This is a genomic window from Acinetobacter ihumii, from assembly GCF_900625095.1.
In the GTDB taxonomy this organism is placed as follows: Bacteria; Pseudomonadota; Gammaproteobacteria; order Pseudomonadales; family Moraxellaceae; genus Acinetobacter; species Acinetobacter ihumii.
On sequence record NZ_LR130760.1, the window covers coordinates 296,863 to 320,924 of the forward strand.

Annotated in this window: 17 protein-coding genes; 3 read left to right on the forward strand and 14 right to left on the reverse strand. The window is 39.5% G+C overall.

All coding sequences use genetic code 11. The features are described from left to right. Positions 1–13: 13 nt before the first annotated feature. Positions 14–940 (reverse strand): DUF808 domain-containing protein, encoded by a 927-nt coding sequence (locus E0D95_RS01355; protein ID WP_130802191.1) that lies wholly within the window; start codon positions 938–940, stop codon positions 14–16. A gap of 126 nt (positions 941–1,066) precedes the next feature. On the opposite strand from E0D95_RS01355, the gene trpS reads away from it, so the two are divergent. The 3 genes from trpS to E0D95_RS01370 all read left to right on the forward strand — a co-directional run bounded on the left by trpS (position 1,067) and on the right by E0D95_RS01370 (position 4,985). Then, positions 1,067–2,080, forward strand: coding sequence for a tryptophan--tRNA ligase (gene trpS, locus E0D95_RS01360; RefSeq protein WP_130802192.1), 1,014 nt, complete (start codon positions 1,067–1,069; stop codon positions 2,078–2,080). 531 nt (positions 2,081–2,611) lie between these two features. Next, positions 2,612–3,265: a YqiJ family protein gene (locus tag E0D95_RS01365; RefSeq protein WP_130802193.1), complete on the forward strand. Its 654-nt coding sequence runs from the start codon at positions 2,612–2,614 to the stop codon at positions 3,263–3,265. A 10-nt stretch (positions 3,266–3,275) separates the two neighbouring features. Next, positions 3,276–4,985, forward strand: a complete 1,710-nt coding sequence (locus E0D95_RS01370) for a flotillin family protein (protein ID WP_130802194.1) — start codon at positions 3,276–3,278, stop codon at positions 4,983–4,985. 239 nt (positions 4,986–5,224) lie between these two features. On the opposite strand, the gene pgaD is transcribed toward E0D95_RS01370, so the two are convergent. From pgaD to sdhC, 13 genes are all read right to left on the reverse strand, one after another. Continuing rightward, a complete protein-coding gene (gene pgaD, locus E0D95_RS01375; protein ID WP_130802195.1) occupies positions 5,225–5,716 on the reverse strand; it encodes a poly-beta-1,6-N-acetyl-D-glucosamine biosynthesis protein PgaD in 492 nt (163 codons plus the stop codon). Further along, a complete protein-coding gene (gene pgaC, locus E0D95_RS01380) occupies positions 5,706–6,974 on the reverse strand; it encodes a poly-beta-1,6-N-acetyl-D-glucosamine synthase (RefSeq protein ID WP_130802196.1) in 1,269 nt (422 codons plus the stop codon). Before pgaC ends, pgaD begins: the two co-directional genes overlap by 11 nt. Beyond that, entirely contained in the window at positions 6,974–8,803 is a 1,830-nt protein-coding gene (gene pgaB / locus E0D95_RS01385; RefSeq protein ID WP_130802197.1) for a poly-beta-1,6-N-acetyl-D-glucosamine N-deacetylase PgaB, read from the reverse strand. Before pgaB ends, pgaC begins: the two co-directional genes overlap by 1 nt. After that, positions 8,803–11,274, reverse strand: coding sequence for a poly-beta-1,6 N-acetyl-D-glucosamine export porin PgaA (pgaA, locus tag E0D95_RS01390; RefSeq protein WP_228258818.1), 2,472 nt, complete (start codon positions 11,272–11,274; stop codon positions 8,803–8,805). The genes pgaB and pgaA overlap by 1 nt, the downstream gene beginning before the upstream one ends. A gap of 228 nt (positions 11,275–11,502) precedes the next feature. Next, entirely contained in the window at positions 11,503–12,393 is an 891-nt protein-coding gene (gene sucD, locus E0D95_RS01395; RefSeq protein ID WP_130802198.1) for a succinate--CoA ligase subunit alpha, read from the reverse strand. A gap of 13 nt (positions 12,394–12,406) precedes the next feature. After that, positions 12,407–13,573, reverse strand: coding sequence for an ADP-forming succinate--CoA ligase subunit beta (gene sucC / locus E0D95_RS01400; protein WP_130802199.1), 1,167 nt, complete (start codon positions 13,571–13,573; stop codon positions 12,407–12,409). 158 nt (positions 13,574–13,731) lie between these two features. After that, positions 13,732–15,165 carry a dihydrolipoyl dehydrogenase gene (lpdA, locus tag E0D95_RS01405; RefSeq protein ID WP_130802200.1) on the reverse strand — a complete coding sequence of 478 codons (1,434 nt, stop codon included), beginning with the start codon at positions 15,163–15,165 and terminating at the stop codon, positions 13,732–13,734. Positions 15,166–15,225: 60 nt separating this feature from the next. Continuing rightward, on the reverse strand, positions 15,226–16,434 hold the full coding sequence (odhB, locus tag E0D95_RS01410; protein WP_130802201.1) for a 2-oxoglutarate dehydrogenase complex dihydrolipoyllysine-residue succinyltransferase: 1,209 nt from the start codon (positions 16,432–16,434) through the stop codon (positions 15,226–15,228). After that, on the reverse strand, positions 16,434–19,274 hold the full coding sequence (locus E0D95_RS01415; protein WP_213073689.1) for a 2-oxoglutarate dehydrogenase E1 component: 2,841 nt from the start codon (positions 19,272–19,274) through the stop codon (positions 16,434–16,436). Before E0D95_RS01415 ends, odhB begins: the two co-directional genes overlap by 1 nt. A gap of 811 nt (positions 19,275–20,085) precedes the next feature. After that, a complete protein-coding gene (locus E0D95_RS01420; protein ID WP_004990705.1) occupies positions 20,086–20,796 on the reverse strand; it encodes a succinate dehydrogenase iron-sulfur subunit in 711 nt (236 codons plus the stop codon). 15 nt (positions 20,797–20,811) lie between these two features. Then, on the reverse strand, positions 20,812–22,710 hold the full coding sequence (locus tag E0D95_RS01425; protein WP_130802203.1) for an FAD-dependent oxidoreductase: 1,899 nt from the start codon (positions 22,708–22,710) through the stop codon (positions 20,812–20,814). Positions 22,711–22,722: 12 nt separating this feature from the next. Next, complete coding sequence (gene sdhD / locus E0D95_RS01430) at positions 22,723–23,088, reverse strand: succinate dehydrogenase, hydrophobic membrane anchor protein (protein WP_130802204.1); 366 nt, start codon at positions 23,086–23,088, stop codon at positions 22,723–22,725. Beyond that, on the reverse strand, positions 23,088–23,489 hold the full coding sequence (gene sdhC, locus E0D95_RS01435; protein WP_130802205.1) for a succinate dehydrogenase, cytochrome b556 subunit: 402 nt from the start codon (positions 23,487–23,489) through the stop codon (positions 23,088–23,090). Before sdhC ends, sdhD begins: the two co-directional genes overlap by 1 nt. Positions 23,490–24,062 lie beyond the last annotated feature (573 nt).

Consider the following 24,062-nt stretch of genomic DNA (forward strand, 5'->3'; position numbering starts at 1 on the left):
TATGATTATTGTGTTATGAAGTTGCTTTTTTAGGCCAAAACTTTTGTATTAAGCTTACAGCGAATAACACAATGATGCCAGCAACAATACCGACTCCCAAATTAATTAATGTTGGCGTAAGTGCCCCAATAATATTTCCTACATTGGGAATCAGCTCCAAATGGTCAGTTGCATCTTCTGTAAAATGATGCAGTAAAGGAATAGTATGTGAAATAATGCCTCCTCCAACCAAGAACATCGCAATCGTACCGACGATGGTCAGAGTTTTCATTAATTTCGGAGCAAATGCCAATAAACCACGCCCAATACTTTGTTTAAAGCGAGATGCCTGTTGAGTCAAATAAAGTCCTAAATCATCAATTTTAACAATCATGGCAACAAAACCATACACCCCGACGGTCATCACGATTGCAATTATACTCAGGACTGTGACTTTGGTCATGAATGCTGCTGTAGCAACAGTTCCTAGTGAAATCACTACAATTTCTGCGGATAAAATAAAATCAGTGCGCACTGCACCTTTGATTTTTTCTTTTTCAAATGTTGCTAAATCTGTTTCATCTTTAACTAATTTTGCAGCAGCCTCTTCAGGTGTGGTTGCTTTTTTATGCTGTAAAGAATGCAAAACTTTTTCTACACCTTCATAACATAAAAACAAACCACCAATCATCAGTAATGGATTGATTAGCCACGGTGCAAGCACACTAATGAGTAATGCCAAGGGAACTAAAATCAGTTTATTGACGAATGAGCCTTTAGCAACACTCCAGACCACAGGTAACTCACGGTCTGAACGTACACCACTGACCTGTTGGGCATTGAGGGCCAAATCATCACCCAGTACGCCTGCTGTCTTTTTAGCTGCCATTTTGCTCATGACAGCGACATCATCCAGCACAGTGGCAATATCATCTAATAATAAAAGTAAGCTGCTCGCCATTTAATTTTCCTTAGGTTTTTTAGGCTTCTTTTTTATTGTGACTGACATTAAAAAATTTTATGCCGTACAATGTCGCCTATTCAATCGTTTAATGATATGTAGATTCGTACTACTTTGGAATAGAGAATGAGTAATCTTGATCATCGTCCAATTATTTTGACTGGCGACCGTCCTACGGGACAGCTTCACTTAGGCCATTTTGTAGGTTCATTGCGCTCACGCGTAGGTTTGCAGGACAGCCATCATCAACATCTCTTATTGGCAGATGCTCAAGCATTAACAGACAATGCAGATAATCCAGATAAAGTACGCCGTAATATTCTTGAGGTTGCGCTGGACTATTTGGCTGTAGGAATTGACCCAGCGAAAACCACCATTTGTGTTCAGTCTTGTTTGCCTGCACTGAATGAACTGACCATGCTTTATTTGAACTTTGTAACAGTGGCACGTTTGGAACGCAATCCAACCATTAAATCAGAAATTCAAATGCGTGGTTTTGAACGCGATATCCCTGCTGGTTTTTTATGTTATCCAGTTGCACAAGCTGCTGACATTACTGCATTTAAGGCAACCGTTGTTCCCGTTGGTGAAGATCAGATTCCGATGATTGAACAGACCAATGAAATTGTGCGTCGTATCAATCGTCAAATCGGTCAGGATTTATTGCCAGAGTGTAAAGCTCTACTTTCAAATATGGCACGTTTACCAGGCTTTGATGGTAAAGCCAAAATGTCCAAATCACTTGGCAATACCATTGTGCTCAATGCTACGGATAAAGATATCAAAAAAGCAGTTAATGCAATGTATACCGATCCAAATCATTTGCGCATTGAAGATCCAGGTCAGGTTGAAGGCAATATCGTATTTACTTATTTAGATGCTTTTGATCCAAATTCTGAAGAAGTTGAAGAATTAAAAGCACATTATCGCCGTGGTGGTTTAGGTGATGGTACGGTTAAAAAACGTCTTGAAGGTGTTTTAAAAGACTTAATCAGCCCAATTCGTGAACGTCGCGAAGAGTTAGCGAAAGATCCTGATTATATTATGGATGTCTTGCGTGATGGTACTGAAAAATGTCGAATAATCACTCAGCATACTCTGGATGAGGTAAAAGATGGCTTAGGATTATTTAGATTCTAAGTTTTGATTAAATAGATTTGCTTAATGTATTTAAAGGTTCTTTATTTAAAGAACCTTTATTTTTTAAATAGTTAATATGTATCAGCAATGATTTAAATAATTATAAGATCATAAAATAATCGTGTTATTAACGTGATTTAACACTACTTAACGTGAATACCAATGAATCTGTTCAATGATAAAACTATGATGAGTCATGAAAGTTATGAATTTCCCCAATTTCATGACATTTCTCCTTAACCGAACTGTGTATACAGATTCGTTGTTCTGCGTAATGATCACCCCAATCATTGCGCTTTTTTTTGCTTGAATTTTTTATCCAAATTAAGCATGGTAAACGCGGTGAATACTCGTTTTCGAGGACTTTTTTAATTTACTTTTAAAGCAATAAATCTTAAATACCATCATTTTTAGGTACTTACAATAGACTTTTGCTATTTTAAATGATATTTTTTCTCAATTACTTCACCAATATCAAGTAATAAAAATAATTGAGTTGTTATCACTAAATAAGATCAAGAGCAATTTTTTATGTTATGGGAATTATTTACTCATCCTGTAAATTACATATTTAGCATTAGTCTGATTTTATGTCTATTTATTGGAATTCTTGAACTATTTTTATTAATTATAGGTAGTTCTTCTCAACTACTGGATCAGTTTCTTCCAGATCAATTGAATGATTATCAAACTGAAGTCGATTTAGATGCCAATCATGGCATACTTTGGCAATTCTTAGATTGGTTATATCTTGGGAAAATTCCATTATTGGTTTGGTTAATTATTTTCTTAACTATCTATGGATTAACTGGACTGATTTTACAGGGAATTTTCTATCATTTTACTGAACAATATTTTTCAGCCTGGCTAATAGCTGCTGCAGTGCTTTTCTTATCAATGCCTTTGGTACGTTGGTTCTCAGCCATTATTAGCAGAATTCTTCCCAAAGATGAAACTACAGCTATTTATATTGAAGATTTAATTGGACAACAGGCAGAAATTATTCTAGGAATCGCCAAAGTTAGTTCACCCGCTCAAGCCAAAGTCAAAGACCAATTTGGACAAACACATTATGTACTGGTTGAACCAGAAGACGATGAGGTTTTTCAGCAGGGACAAATTGTTATTTTAACCCGTAAAACAACGCTTGGTTTTCAGGCCATTTCGCAACATACCAATACTTAAGAGACAAAAAATGTTCAGTTCTGCTTTTTTTGAGATTGCCATTATTGCTGGCATTATTCTTATTGCCCTTGTCATCGTGGGCATTATTATCGCACGATTATATAGACGTTCAAGCAAAGAAGTTTCTTTTGTGCGAACAGGTTTTGGGGGTGAAAAAGTCATTTTAAACGGAGGTGCAATTGTACTTCCTGTTTTACATGAAATTATTCCTGTCAATATGAATACCTTGCGACTAGAGGTTAAACGCGCTGCCGATCAAGCTCTAATTACCCGTGATCGTATGCGTGTCGATGTGATGGCTGAGTTTTATGTTCGAGTTAAACCTACGGCGGAATCGATCGCTACTGCTGCTCAAACATTGGGTAAAAAAACCATGTCGCCTCAGGAACTTAAAGATTTGGTAGAGGGTAAATTTGTAGATTCCTTACGTGCTGTTGCCGCTGAAATGGCAATGGAAGAATTACATGAAAAACGTGTTGATTTTGTGCAAAAAGTTCAACAAGTTGTCTCTGAAGATTTATTTAAAAATGGTTTAGAACTTGAAACAGTATCTTTAACTGGACTTGACCAGACCAGCTTTAAATTTTTCAATCCACAAAATGCGTTTGATGCCGAAGGTTTTACCAAACTGACTGAAACCATCGAAGACCGTCGTAAAAAGCGTAATGATATTGAACAGGATGCAGATTTGGCGATCAAAGCCAAAAACCTTGAAACTGAACAAGCGCGCCTACAAATTTTACGCGAAGAAGAATATGCAAAATTGCAACAAGAACGTGAAATTTCGATTCGTCGAGCCGAACAGCTTGCAGAAATTGCTTCTCAAGAAGCAGCAAAAAAACGCGAAGCTGAAGAAGCACGTATTGCAGCAGAACGTGAAGTAGAAATTAAACGGATTGCTTCTGCACGTGATGTCGAAAATGAAAATATTTTAAAAGCTCAACTCATTCAAAAAGCTCAGGTTGAACAAAAGAAAACCATTGAGCTAGCTGAACAAGATCGTGCCATTGCGATTGCGGAAAAATCCCGTGCTGAATCTGAAGCCAAAGCATTGGCAGATCAAGCACGTGCTGCCGCTGTAAAAGCGGAGGAAGAAGTCTTAACCGTACGTGAAACCCAACGTGCTGAACGTGAAAAAGCAGTCGAGTTAGTGGCCGCAAAACAGGCGGCTGAAAAAGATGCAATTGCGATTACCGTTGCAGCAGAAGCATCCAAACAAGCCGCTGTAGATGATGCAGAAGCCGTTCGTATTGCAGCCGAGGCCGAAGCAGAAAAATTACGCCTAAAAGCCAAAGGGGAATCTGATGCCAAAATGCTGCTTGCTCAAGCGCAAGAAAAACAATATCAGGTCGATGCCGAAGGTACTCGCGCAGTCAATGAAGCATCCAATGTTTTATCAACCGAACAAGTCGAGATGCAAATTCGCCTAGCCTTAATGAAATATTTGCCTGAAATTATTCGTGAAAGTGTTAAGCCAATGGAAAATATTGATGACATCAAGATTTTACAAGTGAACGGTTTGAATAGTTTTGCAGCTAACGCAAGTGCAAGCGAAGGACAAGAAAATGCGCAAGCCTCTTTATCGGATCAAGTGGTTAATAGTGCGCTGCGATATCGCTCTCAAGCCCCTCTTATTGATAGCTTGATGAATGAATTAGGCTTACAAGGTGGCGATATTAATGGATTAACGCAGGGTTTAAAGTCCCCACCTCATAAATAGCTGTGAAATTTATCAATACCAACAAAAAATGCGATTTCAAGAATCGCATTTTTATCATAATTTATTGGTTTTACTGAAAATAATAGCTATAAGTTGTGAATTAATATCTACTATTGCTATTTTTGGACAGTGAGTTTGATATCGTTCATCACTTAAGTGTATCGTACATCAGCATGAATCCATCAATTTGATCAGTTGCTAGTTGACTGAATCATAAGAAAGCAACTGGTTGATGAATATTAAAGTTCATGTCTGGTCACGTCATATTTGATCAGGTTACCATGATCATCAAAATATAAAGTTAAATTTTTATTATGCTGCAACAGCATAATATCATTAGAACTAAGCTTAAAACTTTGCGCAATCTCGTTAATTGTAACAGGTGCTGATAGTTCTCTTCGCTCGATTTTATAAAAGCGAATCCAATTATAAGATGCCCAGACTAAAAGCATTAAAATGAAAATACCTATACATATAGCCAATGTATATAAACTATATCGCCCATTATTTCCCCATGACAAAAACAATTGCTGATATACATTACGCCCTTCAGTCCACCATAAAAAAAGAGTGATAAGCGGCATAATTAACCACATCCATATTGTCCAACCTAAGATTTGCAAGGAAAAACCAGCCAATTTATTTTTGACGTATTCAGGTTGATCAATATATTGCGGAATATCTAATCTAGGATTAGGAGAACTATTGGTTTCGAGTTGCTTATTTTTCATATTCTTTATCCGCTATAAAACCACGATCGGGACTAACCCATCGAGCACGTTTTTGTCGTTTTACAAGTGTTTTAGGTAAAGCAACCACTGTCGCTAACATCGCCAATACCCAGAAAAAAAGTGGATACCAGATGACCCAGAAATAATTACGAAAATGTCTTTGATCATATTGGCGATCAATTAATAAGCTTACTAAGAACTGGATTAAGCAAGTTAAACCTAAAATCACACCATACCACTGTGGCCATAACGATTGGACAGCCCACTCGCCCGGTAAACTAAAAAAAAGACCATAAATATATAGAACAAAAATCGAAAACATTGCATAAGCCCAAAACACGCTAATTAAGGCTTCAAAAGCAATTGGCCACATACGACGAAGTCGCCATTTAAACATTTTGGGGATATACGCAAAAATGACCTCTATACCGCCTTGTGCCCAACGCAAGCGTTGTTTCCATAGCCCTTTAAAGGTTTCAGGCATATAGATATAACACAGTGCCTGAGGAACATAATGTAAATCCCAGTGATCAAACTGCAAACGCCATGACACATCAATATCTTCAGTAATCATGTCATCACGCCAATAACCAATGCGATTCAACGCAACTTTACGAAAACCAGCAATGGCTCCTGATACAGTAAATAAACGCCCATAAGTCCGTTGCGCACGTTTAATAAGTCCAATGATTGAAGAAAACTCCCCTACCTGAATTTTTCCGAGTACGCTTGAACGATTAATAATCCTTGGGTTACCGGTTACTGCACCAACTCTTGGAAAGTTAGTCAAATGATGCATCATCCACAATACAGTATAAGGATGTAACAAAGCATCTCCATCAATACATACTAGAAATTCGTACTGACTAACCATTACACCAGATCTCAGGGCATAAGCTTTACCTTGATTTTCAGCCAAGTGCACTATCCTTAATTGAGTATGCTTTTTTTCGAGTTCATTTAAAATTTGACCAGTGCGATCAGAACTTCCATCATTAACCGCAATGACCTCAAATGTGGGATATTGACTTTGTAATGCATATCGAATGGTTTGGCGAACCTGCTTTTCTTCATTAAAACAAGGAATAATAATACTGCATCCTTCTTGACTAGGCTCAGGATGGTCAGGCTGTTTATATTCACGTTTAAAATAAAACCATAAACCACCGGCTATCCATGTCCAAGCCATGAAGAGTGGATATAAAAAAGCAAAACCGAAAACAATATCACTGATATGGAGCTGATTAAGTTCAAACATTATTTTTGCTCCATCTGAGAATGAATCATATACGGATTTTTATAATTCAGAGCGGAATCATTAAGGCTTAACTCACGATATAAATTTTCATGGATGGCCTGCCCCTGATCTAAATGATAATTCGACACACCGATTTTTTGTATACCCAGTGTTTTAAGCTGCTGATACGCATGTTTGTATATTTTCCAGTCCTGTGGCTGTTTTGCTGAAAGATCAAAACTCACGATTAATTGTTGCTTTTGCACAGAGCTAAGTTGTTGACTGGATTTTTCAAATGCCTTAAAGCTATTAGGATTTTTTAAGGGATCGATTTCAATATTAATTAAGTCGCTATACATCAAGCCTTGTTCAAGTAAAGGTTTTAAGCCATCAAATTGGGCAGTTTTAGGTTTTACTTTTAATATCGTTCGTAGATTGGTACTGATATTGACGAGATTATTGGCTTTATTTTTGATCTGTTCTTTAATTTTAAAGACCTGATGAATATTTTGTTGACATTGCTGACTCCATTGTTGATTTTGCAATGCGCAGTCCAAATGATGTTGTGCATCTAAAGTCAAGCCTTCCAGCGAACTATTATTTTTAAATAGATCTTCTGTCAAACCGACCAAAGCATTCTGCTGTTCGAGTTGTAGATCAAGCGGTAATTCAATATAAATTTGCTGTGCAATTCTAGTTCTAGACTGCCAGATAATACGATTCAGAATATCTTGATAATGTGGTAAAACCTTAGTCGGGAAATATGCAGTATCTGCTTTTCCATCACCATTTTGATCTTTCACCACCTTAAGACTAATGACATTAGTCTTCAAACTACCTACCTGATCTAGCATTTGTCCAAGCTTGTCATCAGTCAATGATGGTTTGTTATTCAATAATTCAGCAGGATCAATGGATAGAACACTTTTTCTATTTTTAGAAGGTTGTTTAATATCATTCAAAAACTTAAGCATTTGAGCATGTAATTCCTCAGGAACAGGATTTCCCATCACGATGGCACGTTGATAGGTCTTTATTGAACTATCATGTGCTGAAACATCTCCCAAACTAAAAGAAAAAGGTAAACCTGCCTGCGTTGCAAGCAGCTCAGTTTCTTTGGTGACAGCACCATAAGGCCAGAAGATAGCTTTGGTCTGAATACCTAGTTCATGATCTAAAACTGCTTTTGATTTTTTTAAGTCATTCAATACACGCTTGTGATAACTCTGATCATCTTCATAATCCGCTTGTACAGGAAAATATTGACGAGTAATGGCCGCAGGTTGCATATTTTTTTGTGGATTCGCCAATACGCCCTTGTGCAGATTATCCGAATGGGAAACAAACTCAGCTAAACCCGAATGCTGCATCTCACGCATTTGAGACCAATTCATCAAATTACCCTGACCATAAGCCTCATAGGCATCGGCAGAGTTACCATTAATCCAGCTTGTGACAATGGCAAATACAGCAGGAATCTGGTATTGCTTAAGTAGTGGATAAACACGGTTATAACTGCTGAGTGCGCCATCATCAAAGCTTAGTAACAATGCTTTATTCGGTAATGGTTTTTTGTTGTAACGTGCCTGCCAAACGTCTTCAAGCCGAATGACATTCCAGTCGGATTGTTTTAACCAAGAAAGAAATTGAGCTAAATTTTTACTACTAATGGCATAAGCATCTCGATCCCCGTTTATAGCAACATCATCTCTTACATCATGAAAAGTAAGGCTTACAAATTGTCCATGGGTATTTAAATTAGCATCTTCAGTTCTATCTTGCGCATTAACTATTGTAATAGGAGCTAGAAAGACACTGATTATGATCATCAATTTTAATTTATTTAACATTAGAATCGTCCTTCAAAACCAAATTGAGCATAAGTTCTATGTTCATCTTTTTCATCATAAGGATGATTAGACCAACCAATGCCATAGTTCATCGACCAAGTTCGAGAAAGCTGCCAGTCATGTCGATATAAAACATTAAATAAAGACTTAGTTGTATAATCTGCCTGAGAGAACGCACCTGTCCCCACTTCAAAATGCTGACTAAAATGGCGCTCATAATTCCTCCAAGTCATCCAATCATGGCTCAAAATGACTTCTGCACTATTGCTGTAACGAGGATTAAAATAATTCGTCTGTATATTTGAATTTTTATCGTATTCGTTTCTTAGGGTGATACGAGTAATATGGTGTGGAGCCTGATAAATTTGCTGAGTGAAATAACCCACAATCTCATGACGACTATTACCATCATCAATATCTGTCAACTGGTACGCCATACCTGCTTTTCTGGATTCATTGGCTTGCCATAATAATTGTAGTTTATAGGCTTTTCCGTCATCCCCCTGTTTAAGTGCCTGTAGTGGGATGTTTGCCTGACTGTCAAATCCTAGTGCATATTGCCAATGATCATTCAACCATTGTGACCAATTCAATTGAATACCTAGAGCATTAGAATGAGAACGCTGGCTTAGCTGTAGACTTGCCCAGCGTCTGTTATTCGCCCATTCCAGCCCCACCTCATAGCGCTCATCAGTTAAATCTTCTCCTTTAAACTCTGCTTTGCGTTGTATGAGATCAATGTAGGCACGATAATCATCGGCAAACCAAGGTGTATTCAGACGAGTATAGTGTTCTCTCTCAGATGAACCAGACAAACTCTGTAAGACTTCAGGTTGATCAGCACGACTTTTAGAGAACATAGTTTGATGCTGAATTGAAGCATGATTACGATCTTCCAGTTCCTTTTTGCTAAGACGTACACCTGTATCTTCTGTCAAAATCGACTGAAGAAACTTATTCTGCTCACGCCATACTTGAGTACGGTTTAATACCTGATTATTTTGCATTTGATTGATCAAAGTACTGGTCGAAACAGGTTCAAGACCATTCAATTGAGATAAATTTGATGCTGAAGTGAGTGGTTTTTCACGCCATCGCTGTATAGTCGCTAAATTATTTTGATATCCAATATTGTTTGGTGCTTTAGCAATTAAATTCTCAAAATATTGTTCTGCTTTAGCATGTTCATTGCGATAAGCATAATTTAAACCAACCAATGCCAAATACTCGGCACGATCTTCATGTGTAGTTTTATCGACACCTTTGGCTGCACTATAACGAAATGTAGGCAATAGATGATCCATATCCTGTATTAGCTTATTGGCTTCATCAAATTTTTCCTGCTCAATCAAGGCATAATATAAACCTGCATAAACACTATAATCAGGATAATTCTTTTCTTTTAATAGACTTTTATATAAATACTCTGCCTGTGCAGGCTGTCTAATTTTTAGAAATGAATCGGCAGCAGCCTGACGAACATAAGGTGGCATCTGTTCAAAAGATTGATCCAGTTTGTTAAGTGTTTGAATAGCATCTTTATGTCGATCTCGAAAATTGAGTGCATAAATATAGTCATAGTAAAATAAACGTCGTAACGTAGGTTCTTGGGGTAAATCTGTTTCAAATTCTTGCATTTGAGCAAGTACCTGATCCAGTATTTGATAGGACTCTGTCACCTCCCCCTGATAGTTTTTAACTTTATAGTATTGAATTGCGTTTTTAATTTTTTGTGAAAATTCCCGAGTTTTAACAATATAACGAATATCAGGGATTGTTTGCTCAAGACCTTGCTGCTGAATATATTTCTCGGCTGTTCGAAAATCACTGTTCATCATCAGCGCATAAATATATTGTTCCTGTACATTGGAACTAGGCTTTATAGCACTTGAATGAATCGATAAATTGGCAGCATTTAGTGCCTCAACGGGCATATCTAATAAACGATAAGCATATGAAAGCTGAGCCAATTGTTCTAAACTGAGTGCATTAATATCAATAACTTTTAAAGTATTTACAGCCTGCACTCGTTTTTTAGATTCTGCCTGAATTACTCCCAATAACAATTGCATATCTGTTGACGGATTAAGCTTTTGAAATTGATTGGCATATTGTTCTGCAAGTGCAAGCTGCTTTAAATCACGCAAAGCTTTGACGAGAACTAACTGACCATATTGAGGATAAGATTGTTGATTAAGATTTTTAAGTAAACTTAATTGTTCTAAACCAAAACGTCGATTCTGATACAAAACAATAATTTCATCTGCAAGAAGCTTCTGATCAGCAGGATTATGTTTTCTCAACTCATCAAGTTTAGCAATGCCCGTTTCGACCTTACCCTGTTTAATTTCTGCAATCACGGCTTCTCTTTGCTGATCTTTTGGACTGACAGCATGGGTCACTAGAGATACTGAACACAAACCCATCATTGAAATAGAACAGATATTCATTCTTTTTGTAATCGGCAACATACTCCCACCCTTCTAAATTAGTTATGCAAGGATAATAGATGTGAAATAAATCACAATTTTTTATTGTTACATTAATTTAATCACAAATTAAGGTTGATTTCAAAGTATATGACTTTTGTCTGTTTTATATTTAAGTTTTATTATTTTGAAATGCAGGTCGAATAGTAAAAAAGACCCCACTACTTTACAGGAGTGAGGTCATTATAGAATAAGGATTTAGTGAATAGATTAAACTAAACCTTTCTCTTTCAATACTTGTAGCATGGTTGAACCAAGCTCTGCTGGGCTGCGCGTATACGCCATTCCAGCTTTTTCAAATGCTGCAAATTTCTCTTCCGCAGTCCCTTTACCGCCAGAAATAATCGCACCTGCGTGACCCATACGTTTACCTTTAGGTGCTGTTACACCTGCAATGTAACCTACAACAGGCTTAGTCACATTCGACTGGATATATTCAGCAGCTTCTTCTTCTGCTGTACCACCAATCTCACCGATCATGATGATAGCATCTGTGTCTGGATCATCTTGGAACAGTTTAAGTGCATCGATTTGGTTCATACCCGGAATTGGGTCACCACCAATACCGATACAAGTAGACTGACCTAAGCCAAGCTTCGTGGTTTGAGCAACAGCTTCATAAGTCAATGTACCTGAACGCGAAATAATTCCGATACGACCTGGTTGGTGGATATGGCCTGGCATAATCCCGATTTTACATTCACCTGGTGTAATCACACCTGGACAGTTTGGACCCACTAAACGTGTTCCATTACCATTAGTTTCAAGGTAGCGTTTAGCTTTCAGCATATCGATGGTTGGAACACCTTCGGTGATCACAACAATTAAACCTACGCCAGAATCTACGGCTTCAACAATTGAATCCAAAACGAAAGGTGCGGGTACATAAATGACAGAAGCATCTGCACCTGTTTCACGTACTGCGTCTTTCATGGTATTGAACACAGGTAAATCAAGATGAGTCGTGCCACCTTTACCCGGCGTTACACCACCCACTACTTTTGTACCGTACTCAAGTGCTTGTGCTGAGTGAAAAGTACCATTTTTACCCGTAAAGCCTTGTACCAATACTTTAGTGTCTTTATTAATTAATACGCTCATGATTGATACTCCCTTAACCTTTTACCGCAGCAACGATTTTTTCTGCCGCATCAGATAAACCATTAGCAGAAGTTAATTTCAAACCTGATTCATCAAGGATTTTTGCACCCAGTTCAGCATTGTTACCTTCTAAACGAACAACGACTGGAACTGTGACATTCACCTCTTGAACCGCTGCAATAATTGCTTCAGCAATCATGTCACAACGAACAATACCACCGAAGATGTTGATTAAAACACCTTGTACAGAAGTATCTGCCAAAATCAATTTAAATGCTTCAATCACGCGTTCTTTGGTTGCACCGCCGCCTACGTCAAGGAAGTTTGCAGGTTGACCACCATATAATTTGATGATGTCCATAGTCGCCATTGCAAGACCAGCACCATTGACCATACAGCCGATGTTGCCTTCTAGCGCAACATAGTTCAGTTCAAATTCTGATGCCTTGAGTTCACGCTCATTTTCTTGTGATTTATCACGAGATGCTGCGATTTCAGGCAAACGGTACAATGCGTTTGAGTCAATCCCAATTTTGGCATCAACCGCCAAAATCTCACCATTTTCACGTACTGAAAGTGGGTTAATTTCAAATAATGCAAAATCATTGTCTACAAATGCCTGATAAGCACCTGTCATTAGTTTGACAAACTGACTGACTTGTTTGTCTTTCAAACCTAAACCAAATGCAACTTCACGCGCTTGGAAAGGTTGTAGTCCTACAAGAGGATCAACTGTTGTTTTAATAATTTTTTCTGGAGTTTCTTCAGCAACTTTCTCAATTTCGATACCACCTTCAGTTGAAGACATGAAAGTGACACGACGAGTCGAACGGTCAACAACCGCACCTAAATACAACTCACGTTCTACAGGATAAACATCTTCACAAACCAAAACACTGTTGACTGGCTGACCATTTGCATCGGTTTGATAAGTGACAAGATTTTTGCCAATTAATTCATTTGCAACTTCAGCAGCTTCTTCTTTTGATTTAACGACTTTTACACCGCCTGCTTTACCACGACCACCAGCATGCACTTGCGCCTTAATTACGGCAAATTTACCGCCTAGCTGTTCAAATGCAGCGACTGCTTCCGCAGCGTTCGTTGCAAGAATCCCTTCTTGGACTGGTACTCCGTATTTTTTCAACAACGCTTTGGCTTGATACTCATGTAAGTTCATTTAGTTACCTATTTTACTTCTGCCCTTAGTAATAACTCATCAACAATTAAACATCCTTCACAGTAATATTGACGAGTTATGTTATTTTTCTCTTGTTTCACCGCACTAAAAGCGATGAATAAAGAGAAAGAGCGGGTTAACCGCTCTTTTTTTAAAAATTACTTACGTTTACGTTGAATCGCATGAATGGCACGACCATCGACAGCAAGTGCTGCTTCATGTACCACTTCTGAATACGTTGGATGACCAAAAGTCATCAACTGTAAATCTTCAACTGAAGATACAAACTCAAGTGCAATCATCCCTTGATGAACAATGTCAGAAGCATTTGGACCAATCACATGCATGCCTAATAAGCGATCAGTTTTCGCATCAGCAACAAATTTAACAAAACCTGCTGACTCGCCTGCTGCTAAAGCACGACCATTGACTGCAAATGGGAATTGACCTGTTTTAACTTCATGACCTTTTTCTTTCGCGGCTTCTTCAGTTAAACCTACCCATGCTGCTTCAGGATGTGTATAGATCACACTAATAATGGTGTCATAGTTGACTTGTGCTGCATGCCCGTGAATACGTTCCACAGCCATTACGCCTTCTTCCATTGCTTTATGTGCAAGCATTGGACCGCGAACCAAATCACCAATCGCATAAACACCTTCTACAGAGGTCAAGCATTGGTCATTCACTTCAACAAAACCACGATCTGTCAATTTAATGCCAGAATCTTCTGCCAATAAACCTTCTGCATACGGCTTACGACCAACACATACGATTAACTTGTCAAAAGCTTGTTCTTTGTCTTCGCCAGCCTGATTATATTTAACCGTCACTTCGCGACCGTTCACTTCAGTACCAGAAACTTTGGCACCGATACGAATCTCTAAGCCTTGTTTAGTCAGAATTTTTTGAAATTCTTTAGACAATGCTTTGTCAGCCATTGGCAAGAAGCTATCAAGCGCCTCAAATACAACGACTTCAGAACCTAAACGACGCCATACTGAACCAAGCTCAAGACCGATAACACCTGCGCCAATCACGCCTAAACGCTTAGGAACTTCGGCAAATTCAAGCGCGCCCGTTGAGTCAACAATTAAATCTTCATCGACAGGAGCCACTGGAATATTCACAGGCACCGAACCAGATGCAAGGATCACATACTTTGGTTCTAAAACTTGAGCTTCACCTTCAAACGGAGTGAATTCTACTTTTTTACCCGCAAGTAATTTACCAGAACCTTGTAGCCACTCGATGCCATTACCTTTAAGTAATTGCGCTACACCACCAGTTAATTGGTCAACGACTTTGTCTTTACGCGCAAGCATTTTTGCGATGTCGATATTTACTTCACCAGTCGTAATACCGTGATCATCTAAATGATGAAGAGTATCTTCGTAGTGATGTGAAGAATCTAGCAATGCTTTAGACGGGATACAACCCACGTTTAGACAGGTACCGCCTAAAGAAGGCTTGCCTTTGTGAATACGTTTTTCAATACAAGCAACTTTAAAACCAAGTTGCGCAGCACGAATCGCTGCTTCATAGCCACCCGGGCCACCACCGATTACAACAAGATCAAACTGTTGAGACATTGTTATCTCCAAGTCTCAGATAGAGGATCGCTCTATCTGAGTTTTATGATTCGCAAGAAATTAAAGGTCAAGAATAAGTTTTGCTGGTTCTTCCAACAATTCTTTGATGGTCACCAAGAAACCAACTGCTTCTTTACCATCGATTAAGCGGTGGTCATAAGACAATGCAAGATACATCATTGGCAAAATTTCAACTTGACCATTGACTGCCATTGGACGCTCTTGGATTTTATGCATACCCAAAATTGCAGTTTGTGGCGGATTGATAATTGGCGTAGAAAGTAACGAACCGAATGTACCACCATTAGTAATGGTAAAAGTACCACCCGTCATTTCTTCAATTGAAAGCTTACCGTCACGTGCTTTAGCAGCATATGCACCGATACCGTTTTCAACTTCAGCATAGTTCATACGATCCGTATCACGCAGTACAGGAACCACCAGACCACGATCAGAAGACACAGCAACACCAACATCATAGTAACCATGATAAACAATATCATCGCCATCAATTGATGCATTTACCGCAGGATAACGCTTAAGTGCTTCAGTAGCAGCTTTTACGAAGAAAGACATAAAGCCAAGGCGTGCACCATGACGTTTTTCAAATGCATCTTTATATTGCTTACGCATTTCCATGATCGGCTTCATGTTCACTTCGTTAAACGTCGTTAACATGGCTGTTTCTTGGGTTGCTGCAAGTAAACGTTCAGCAACACGCTTACGCAGACGAGTCATTGGAACACGTTTCTCAATACGCTCACCAACTGCAACACTTAACGGTTGAACAGCAGGTTTGCTTTGATGATTGCTGACATCTTCCTTAGTGATACGACCACCACGACCTGTACCTTGTACATCCGCAGGGTTTACACCTGATTCTGTTAATGCTTTACGTACTGCTGGAGCTTGATCTGCAACAGGTTGAGAACGCTCAACGACAGGTGCAGCACCTGCTTCAGTTTTCGCAGCAGCTTGTTCTACTTTCTCTTCGCTTTGAACAGCTTGAGTTGGAGATGCACCAGATACAGCACCTTCTTGAAACTGAGCGATCACTTCATCAGAAAGAACGGTGTCGCCTTCATCTTTAACAATTGCTGTAATTTGACCATCAGCAGGTGCAACAACTTCCAAAACAACTTTGTCAGTTTCAATATCACAGATGACCTCATCACGTGATACCGCTTCCCCTACTTTTTTATGCCATGTCGCAATTGTCCCGTCCGCAACTGACTCTGGGAATACCGGTGCTTTGATTTCGGTTGCCATTATTTAGTCTCTCCTGATTGGTCAGCTTGAAGTGCAAGTGCATCATTAATGAGCTGAGCCTGTTGTTTTGCATGCAAATAAGCAGAACCACATGCCGGTGCAGCAGATGCTTCACGGCCTGCGTAGCTAATACGAATTTGTTTACCAGATTTCAATACGTCGTCATATAAACGCGGTGCAAGGAATAACCATGCCCCTTGGTTTTTCGGCTCTTCCTGACACCAAACAAGTTCTTTCACATTTGGATATCCAGCAATCACTTCAGCCAAACGTGCTTCTGGGTAAGGATACAACTGTTCAACACGAACAATTGCAATGTTGTTCAATTCAAGTTCACGACGTTTTTCGATCAAATCGTAATAAACCTTACCGCCACAGATCACTAAACGAGTGACATCTGATTGATTGATTTGATCTACTTCATCAATGACGGTCTGGAAAGTACCAGTTGCCAGCTCATCTAAAGTTGATGTTGCCAGCTTATGACGTAGTAACGATTTTGGTGACATCACAATCATCGGTTTACGAATTGGACGAACCGCTTGACGACGTAATGCATGGAAAATTTGCGCTGGTGTAGTTGGCGTCAATACCTGCATATTTTCTTCAGCACACAACTGTAAGAAACGTTCTAAACGTGCAGATGAGTGCTCTGGACCCTGACCTTCATAGCCATGTGGAAGTAACATGGTTAAACCACAGACACGTTCCCACTTGGTTTCACCAGAAGCGATAAACTGATCAATCACGACTTGCGCACAGTTGGCAAAGTCACCGAATTGCGCTTCCCAAATGATCAAACCATGAGGAATTGTAGTGGCATAACCATATTCAAATGCAAGCACCGCTTCTTCAGAAAGAAGAGAGTCATAAATTGCAAAACGTGATTGATTTTCTTTGACGTTACATAACGGGATATAGGTTGAACCATCGGCCTGATTATGTAGTTTGGCATGACGATGCGAGAATGTACCACGACCAACGTCTTCACCAGTAATACGAACCAAGTAACCTTCGTCAATGAGAGTCGCATAAGCTAAAGTTTCTGCCGCACCCCAGTTCAGTGGCATTTCGCCTGTCTGCATTTTTAAACGATCGTCAATTACTTTAGATACTTGACGCTGCATAACAAAGCCTTCAGGCAATTTACGCATGCCTTCGCCTAACTCTTTCAAGCGATTAAGGTCGTATGTCGTATCCCAAACATCCGTATAGTCATGACCCAGATAAGGCTTCCAGTCCACAAACATTTTCGTGTTAGGTTCAAGCACCAAGGCATTGGCCACATGATTACCAGCTTCCAAGTCAGAACGATAACCTTCAACCATGTTGTCTGCATCAGAACGGTCAAGAATTTTTTCCTGAACCAATTGATCAGCATATAAAGTACGGGTGGTTGGTTTTTTGCTGATGACCTGATACATCAATGGCTGCGTAGCAGAAGGTTCATCTGCTTCGTTGTGACCACGACGACGGTAACAGAATAAATCAATCACAACATCTTTGCGGAAAGTATGACGGAAGTCATGTGCCAATTGTGCAATGAAGGCAACTGCTTCAGGATCATCACCATTGACATGAAAAATTGGAGACTGCACCATTTTTGCGACGTCAGTACAGTATTCAGTAGAGCGCGCATCACGTGGATCAGATGTGGTAAAACCCACTTGGTTGTTAATGATGATATGAACTGTACCACCTACCGTGTAACCACGGGTTTGTGACATCTGGAATGTTTCCTGATTGACACCCTGACCTGCAAATGCAGCATCACCGTGCACAATGATTGGTAAAACATCGTCGCCACCAATATCTTTGCGGCGTACTTGACGCGCACGAACTGAGCCTTCGACCACAGGTCCAACAATTTCAAGATGCGATGGGTTAAATGCCAAAGCCAGATGTACTTCACCGCCCGGTGTCATCACATTCGATGAAAAACCTTGGTGATATTTCACATCACCTGAACCTTTTTTATGAAGTGCTTTACCTTCAAACTCACCAAAAAGTTCCGCTGGGTTTTTACCCAAAATATTCACAAGTAAATTCAGACGTCCACGGTGTGGCATACCAATGACAACTTCTTTACAACCCACAGAACCTGCACGTTGAATAATTTCGTTCATCATTGGAATGAAAGACTCACCGCCTTCAAGACCAAAACGCTTCGCACCTACATATTTATTGCCCAGATATTTTTCCAGACCTTCAGCAGCCGTTAAACGTTCTAAAAAGCCCTTTTTCTGATCTTTGTTAAAATTGAAGTGACCACGCGCACCTTCAAGGCGTTGTTGAATCCAGCGCTTTTCCTTGGTATCAACAATGTGCATATATTCTGCACCAATTGAACCACAATAAGCAGATTCCATGGCTTCAACCATTTCACCCAGAGTCGCTTCAGTTTTACCAATGGCCAGATTACCTGTATTAAATACAGTATCCAGATCTGATTTCGTCAAACCATGTGCAGCAAGATCAAGGTCAGGTACGTCTTCGCGTTTTGCAAGACCAAGTGGATCGAGTTTAGCTTTTTGATGACCGCGGTTACGATACGCAGCAATCAGTTGTAATACACCAATTTGACGACGTTCATGCTCAGTACTCACGCTACTTTGAACAACAGGTTGAACACGACTAGAATTACGACCAAGCAAAAGGAACTGTTCACGCACTGAACCGTGTGGTTGGTCGCCTTTAGGGAATTTATCGAAATATTGGCGCCAATCCTCGTCGACTGAGGTTGGGGAGGATAGGTACTGTTCGTAGAGCTCTTCAATATACGCTGCACTATCAGCGGAAAGTTCAGTGTCAAGACGCAATGCGTCAGCAACTTCTTGCATTTGTGGACCCATTTCCTATTGCAAAAACATAACGGGTTGCCTTTTAAGCGCACCCATGATTGATAACACCAAAATTGTAAAATGGCGCTATACACCCAATTGGTTCTCAGACCAACAGGGACGTTATTACCACACCAGATTTAACCCAATGTAGTGAATGAATCATAACGCCCTCTTTGGCATCATCACTCAAGTTATACTCGGCAACACCGAGCAATTTTTGCAAATCATCTTGGAAAAACTAACCCATGATTTAGCTTTTCGAAAATGACTTTTTACATAAAAATTAAGCACAATACCAAGATCGTGCCTGCAAGAGCACTGTTAATATTATGCTCTTTTTTCATATAAAGATTTGTGTCAAATCGTATCATGTTCTCAACAATCAATTGATTTTTTTGACGCATACCATCTATAAATTGGCGAAATACACCGATCCATTTCTCTACTAATATATGGTGCCTTATGTTCAAAATTACAATACTTTAGACCAAAGTCTTGGGTATTTTTTTCAAATCAATTTGAGCTGTTAATATTTTGATCACGCATGCAGCAATTAAATAAAACATCGAACTGAAAAAATAACGCCACTCATCATTTTCAGTTTAGAAATAGCTAAGGGATTTACAGTAATCAATTTATCTTTCTATAAAATGACATGTTGTAAGCATTAAAAAAGTAGAGGCATAAAATCTATATGCTGGCTCTTTCAATCATTAACCGCGTAATCATGAAAAATACAAATAACCGCATCGATCCATATAAGAAAAGCGCACATGAAACATGTGCGCTTTTTTAAATCAATGCAGGATTAGCCTGCTTGATCAAGCAACATATTACGGATGTGACCAATTGCCTTGGTTGGGTTTAACCCTTTAGGACAAACGGATACACAGTTCATAATACCTTTACAACGGAACAAACTAAACGGATCATCAAGGCGAGCCAAACGATCCTGAGTTGCTGTATCACGCGAATCGATAATGAAACGGTACGCATTCAACAATGCAGATGGTCCCAAGAATTTATCTGGGTTCCACCAGAACGATGGGCATGATGTTGAACAACATGCACACAGAATACATTCATACAAACCATCCAAGTGTTCACGCTCTTCAGGAGACTGTAAACGCTCTTTTGGTGGTGCAGGCTGATTGTTGATCAAAAATGGCTGAATTTTGTCATATTGATCATAGAATTGGTTCATATCTACAACCAAATCTTTAATCACTGGCAAACCCGGTAATGGACGAATCACGATTTTTTCAGGTAAATCGTTTAAATTCCATAAACAAGCCAAACCATTTTTACCGTTAATGTTCACACCATCAGAACCACAGATCCCTTCACGGCATGAACGACGGAAAGTCAGAGTTTCATCCTGCACTTTCAGCGCAAGTAACGCATCAAGCAACATACGATGCTTGTCGGTTAGCTCTAGCTTATAAGTTTGCATGTACGGTGCTTTATCCTTATCAGGATCATAGCGGTAGATTTCGAATGTACGAGTACCTCTACTCATCTTTTATTCTCCTGATTAGAATGTACGTGGTGCAGGTGGAATCGCGTCAACAGTCAGTGGGCTATAACGCACTGGCTTGTACTCAAGACGGTTATCTGCCGAATACCAAAGTGTATGTTTCATCCACTCATCATCACGACGACCATATGGGTAGTTTGGATGATCAGGTGGTAACTCATAATCGACAACCGTATGCGCACCACGACACTCTTTACGAGCAGCCGCAGAAATCAAGGTTGCTTTCGCCACTTCATACAAGTTTTCAACTTCTAAAGCTTCAACACGTGCAGTGTTAAATACTTTAGATTTGTCTTTCAAATGAATATTGCGAACACGTGGTTCAATCGCAAGAATTTGTTTTACACCTTCATCAAGCAATTCCTGAGTACGGAATACTGCTGCGTGGTTTTGAACAATTTCACGGATCTCATCCGCAACTTCTTGTGCATTTTCACCCGAAGTTGAATCATCTAAATGACGAATACGTTTAAGCGTGTTTTCCAAAACATCTGTTGGAAGTGGCGCGTAATCATCACCATGATGTTTAGTGACATAATCAATAATATGTTCGCCCGCTGCTTTACCAAAGACGACAAGGTCAAGCAATGAGTTGGTACCTAGACGGTTAGCACCATGTACCGATACACAAGAACACTCACCAATTGCATAGAAGCCTTTGACAGGTTTTACAAAGTCTTCGCAGTTGGTTTCAAAGGTATATTCTTTAGTGTCGTTGTTATAGTGAGCTTCCAAATGCAGATTTTCAGTTGGAACTGGAACTACAACCTGACCATGAATATTGGTCGGAATACCACCCATTTGATAGTGAATGGTTGGTACAACAGGAATCGGCTCTTTGGTGATATCCACGTTTGCGAATTTTTTACCAATCTCAAATACAGATGGTAAACGCTTCATGATGGTATCCACACCCAAGTGCGTCATATCGAGTAAGATATAATCCGCTTTAGGGCCACAACCACGACCTTCTTTAATTTCCTGGTCCATAGAACGTGAAACGAAGTCACGTGGAGCCAAGTCTTTCAAAGTCGGCGCATAACGTTCCATGAATGGTTCGCCGTCTTTGTTACGAAGAATCGCACCTTCACCACGACAGCCTTCGGTTAACAATACACCCGCACCAGCTACGCCTGTCGGGTGGAATTGCCAGAATTCCATATCTTGCAATGGAATACCTGCACGCGCCGCCATACCCAAGCCATCACCAGTATTGATGTAAGCATTGGTTGAAGCACGATAAACACGACCTGCACCGCCAGTCGCAAACAAGGTTGCTTTGGCTTGGAATACTGCAACGTTACCCGTTTCCTGATCGTAAGCAGTCACACCAAGTACATCGCCTTCTTCATTGCGAATCAGATCAAGAGCGATCCATTCGACAAAGAATTGAGTACCCATTTTGACGTTGCTTTGATATAGCGTATGTAACAGCGCATGACCCGTACGGTCAGCAGCAGCACAAGCACGTGGAACTGGTTTATCACCATAGTTCGCAGAGTGACCACCAAATGGTCGTTGGTAAATTGTACCATCGGCATTACGGTCAAAAGGCATACCCAAGTGTTCAAGCTCATAAACAACTTTTGGTGCTTCACGCGTCATAAACTCAATCGCGTCTTGGTCACCTAACCAGTCAGAACCTTTTACTGTGTCATAAAAGTGGAAATGCCAGTTATCTTCTTGCATATTACCTAACGATGCACCAATACCACCTTGAGCAGCAACAGTATGCGAACGTGTCGGAAATACTTTGGTCAGTACAGCAACTTTCAAACCTGCTTGAGCAAGTTGATAAGCAGCACGCATACCTGAACCACCACCACCTACGATGACAGCATCGAAAGTGAGGTTTTGGATATTTGAATAATCTTCTTTAGGGGTTATCGCGCCCATGATCTCTTCCTATCAATTTGCCCAGAAAATCTGGATTGCCCAGATTACAAATACAAACACTGCAATAATGACAGCCGATGTAAGTACTAGACGTAAACCTGAAGCTGAAGGACCCATTTGACGAGTAGTTACATAGTCAGTAAATACTTGCCACATCCCAATCCACGCATGTGCAGCCAATGATAAAATTGACAGCAAAGATAAAATCTTCATTGGCAACGTCATCATAAAGCCCGACCACTGTTCATAGTTAAAGCCACTATGAAGCAGAATCCAGCCCAAAATCACCACGGTATAAACCGCCAACACGACTGCACTCACACGCTGGATAAACCAATCGCGAGAACCTGAACCTGTTAAACCTGTAGCACTTTTCATTAGAACATAATCCATACGAATGCTGCGAGAATACCAATCACAGACAAGATCAATGAAATTGTAGCTGCAGTGCGACCACTTTGTAGTTCTTCAGCAAAACCAAGGTCAGCAAGTAAATGTTTAATCCCATTAATAAAATGGAAGATTAAACCCGCTACAAATACCCATACGATGAAACGTACGAAAAAGTTTCCGAAAATGACATTTTTAACGTATTCAAATCCTTCTGGTGAAGATAAAGATTTATCTAGGATCCATAAAAGAACAGGAATTAATAAGAATACGATCACACCAGAAAGACGGTGTAAGATTGATGCAATAGCCACGGGTGAGCGTAAATTTACCGCTAACACCTGACCCATGGACAAATTGACAGGTCTGTTGCTTTTCACAGCGGGCATCCTGTAGGTAAAAACTCCAGCCGGAGTTTGTTTGAATTAATTCGAAGGAAAGCTGGCATTGTTAGGCAAGCAAATGCCCAAACTTAATAAACGACACCGAATTATAAAACGTCAAATATCAAAATACAAACAGTCACATTTGGCTTTTTTCTAAAAAAATCATGAAATAAGAATCATTCACAAGTGTGGATCTATATTTATCGTTGTGATAGCAATATAGAGTACCGCTATCCTCTTCATTTTTATGATTTAACTTTTGAATGTAATATTTTTATGATTCAAATGCATGGTTTTTTATCTAAGACTAAAAGATGAAAATAAAAATTTCAGCAAAATCTCATCATTTGATTTTTTGTAAATTTTTAACACTTTGAGCAAATATTAATCCATCTGATTACAGATAATTAGAAATATAAATGCAGCATCAACCCCAAGTTTAGCTACAAACTGAGAAGAAAGAGCAACTTATTCACGCTATGATTCGCCTATGTGCTGGCTTGGCAAACAATATCTGAGTAAAAAATCAACACAAAATACGAGATTTTGGCTTGATAACGATAATGGATTGAGCAA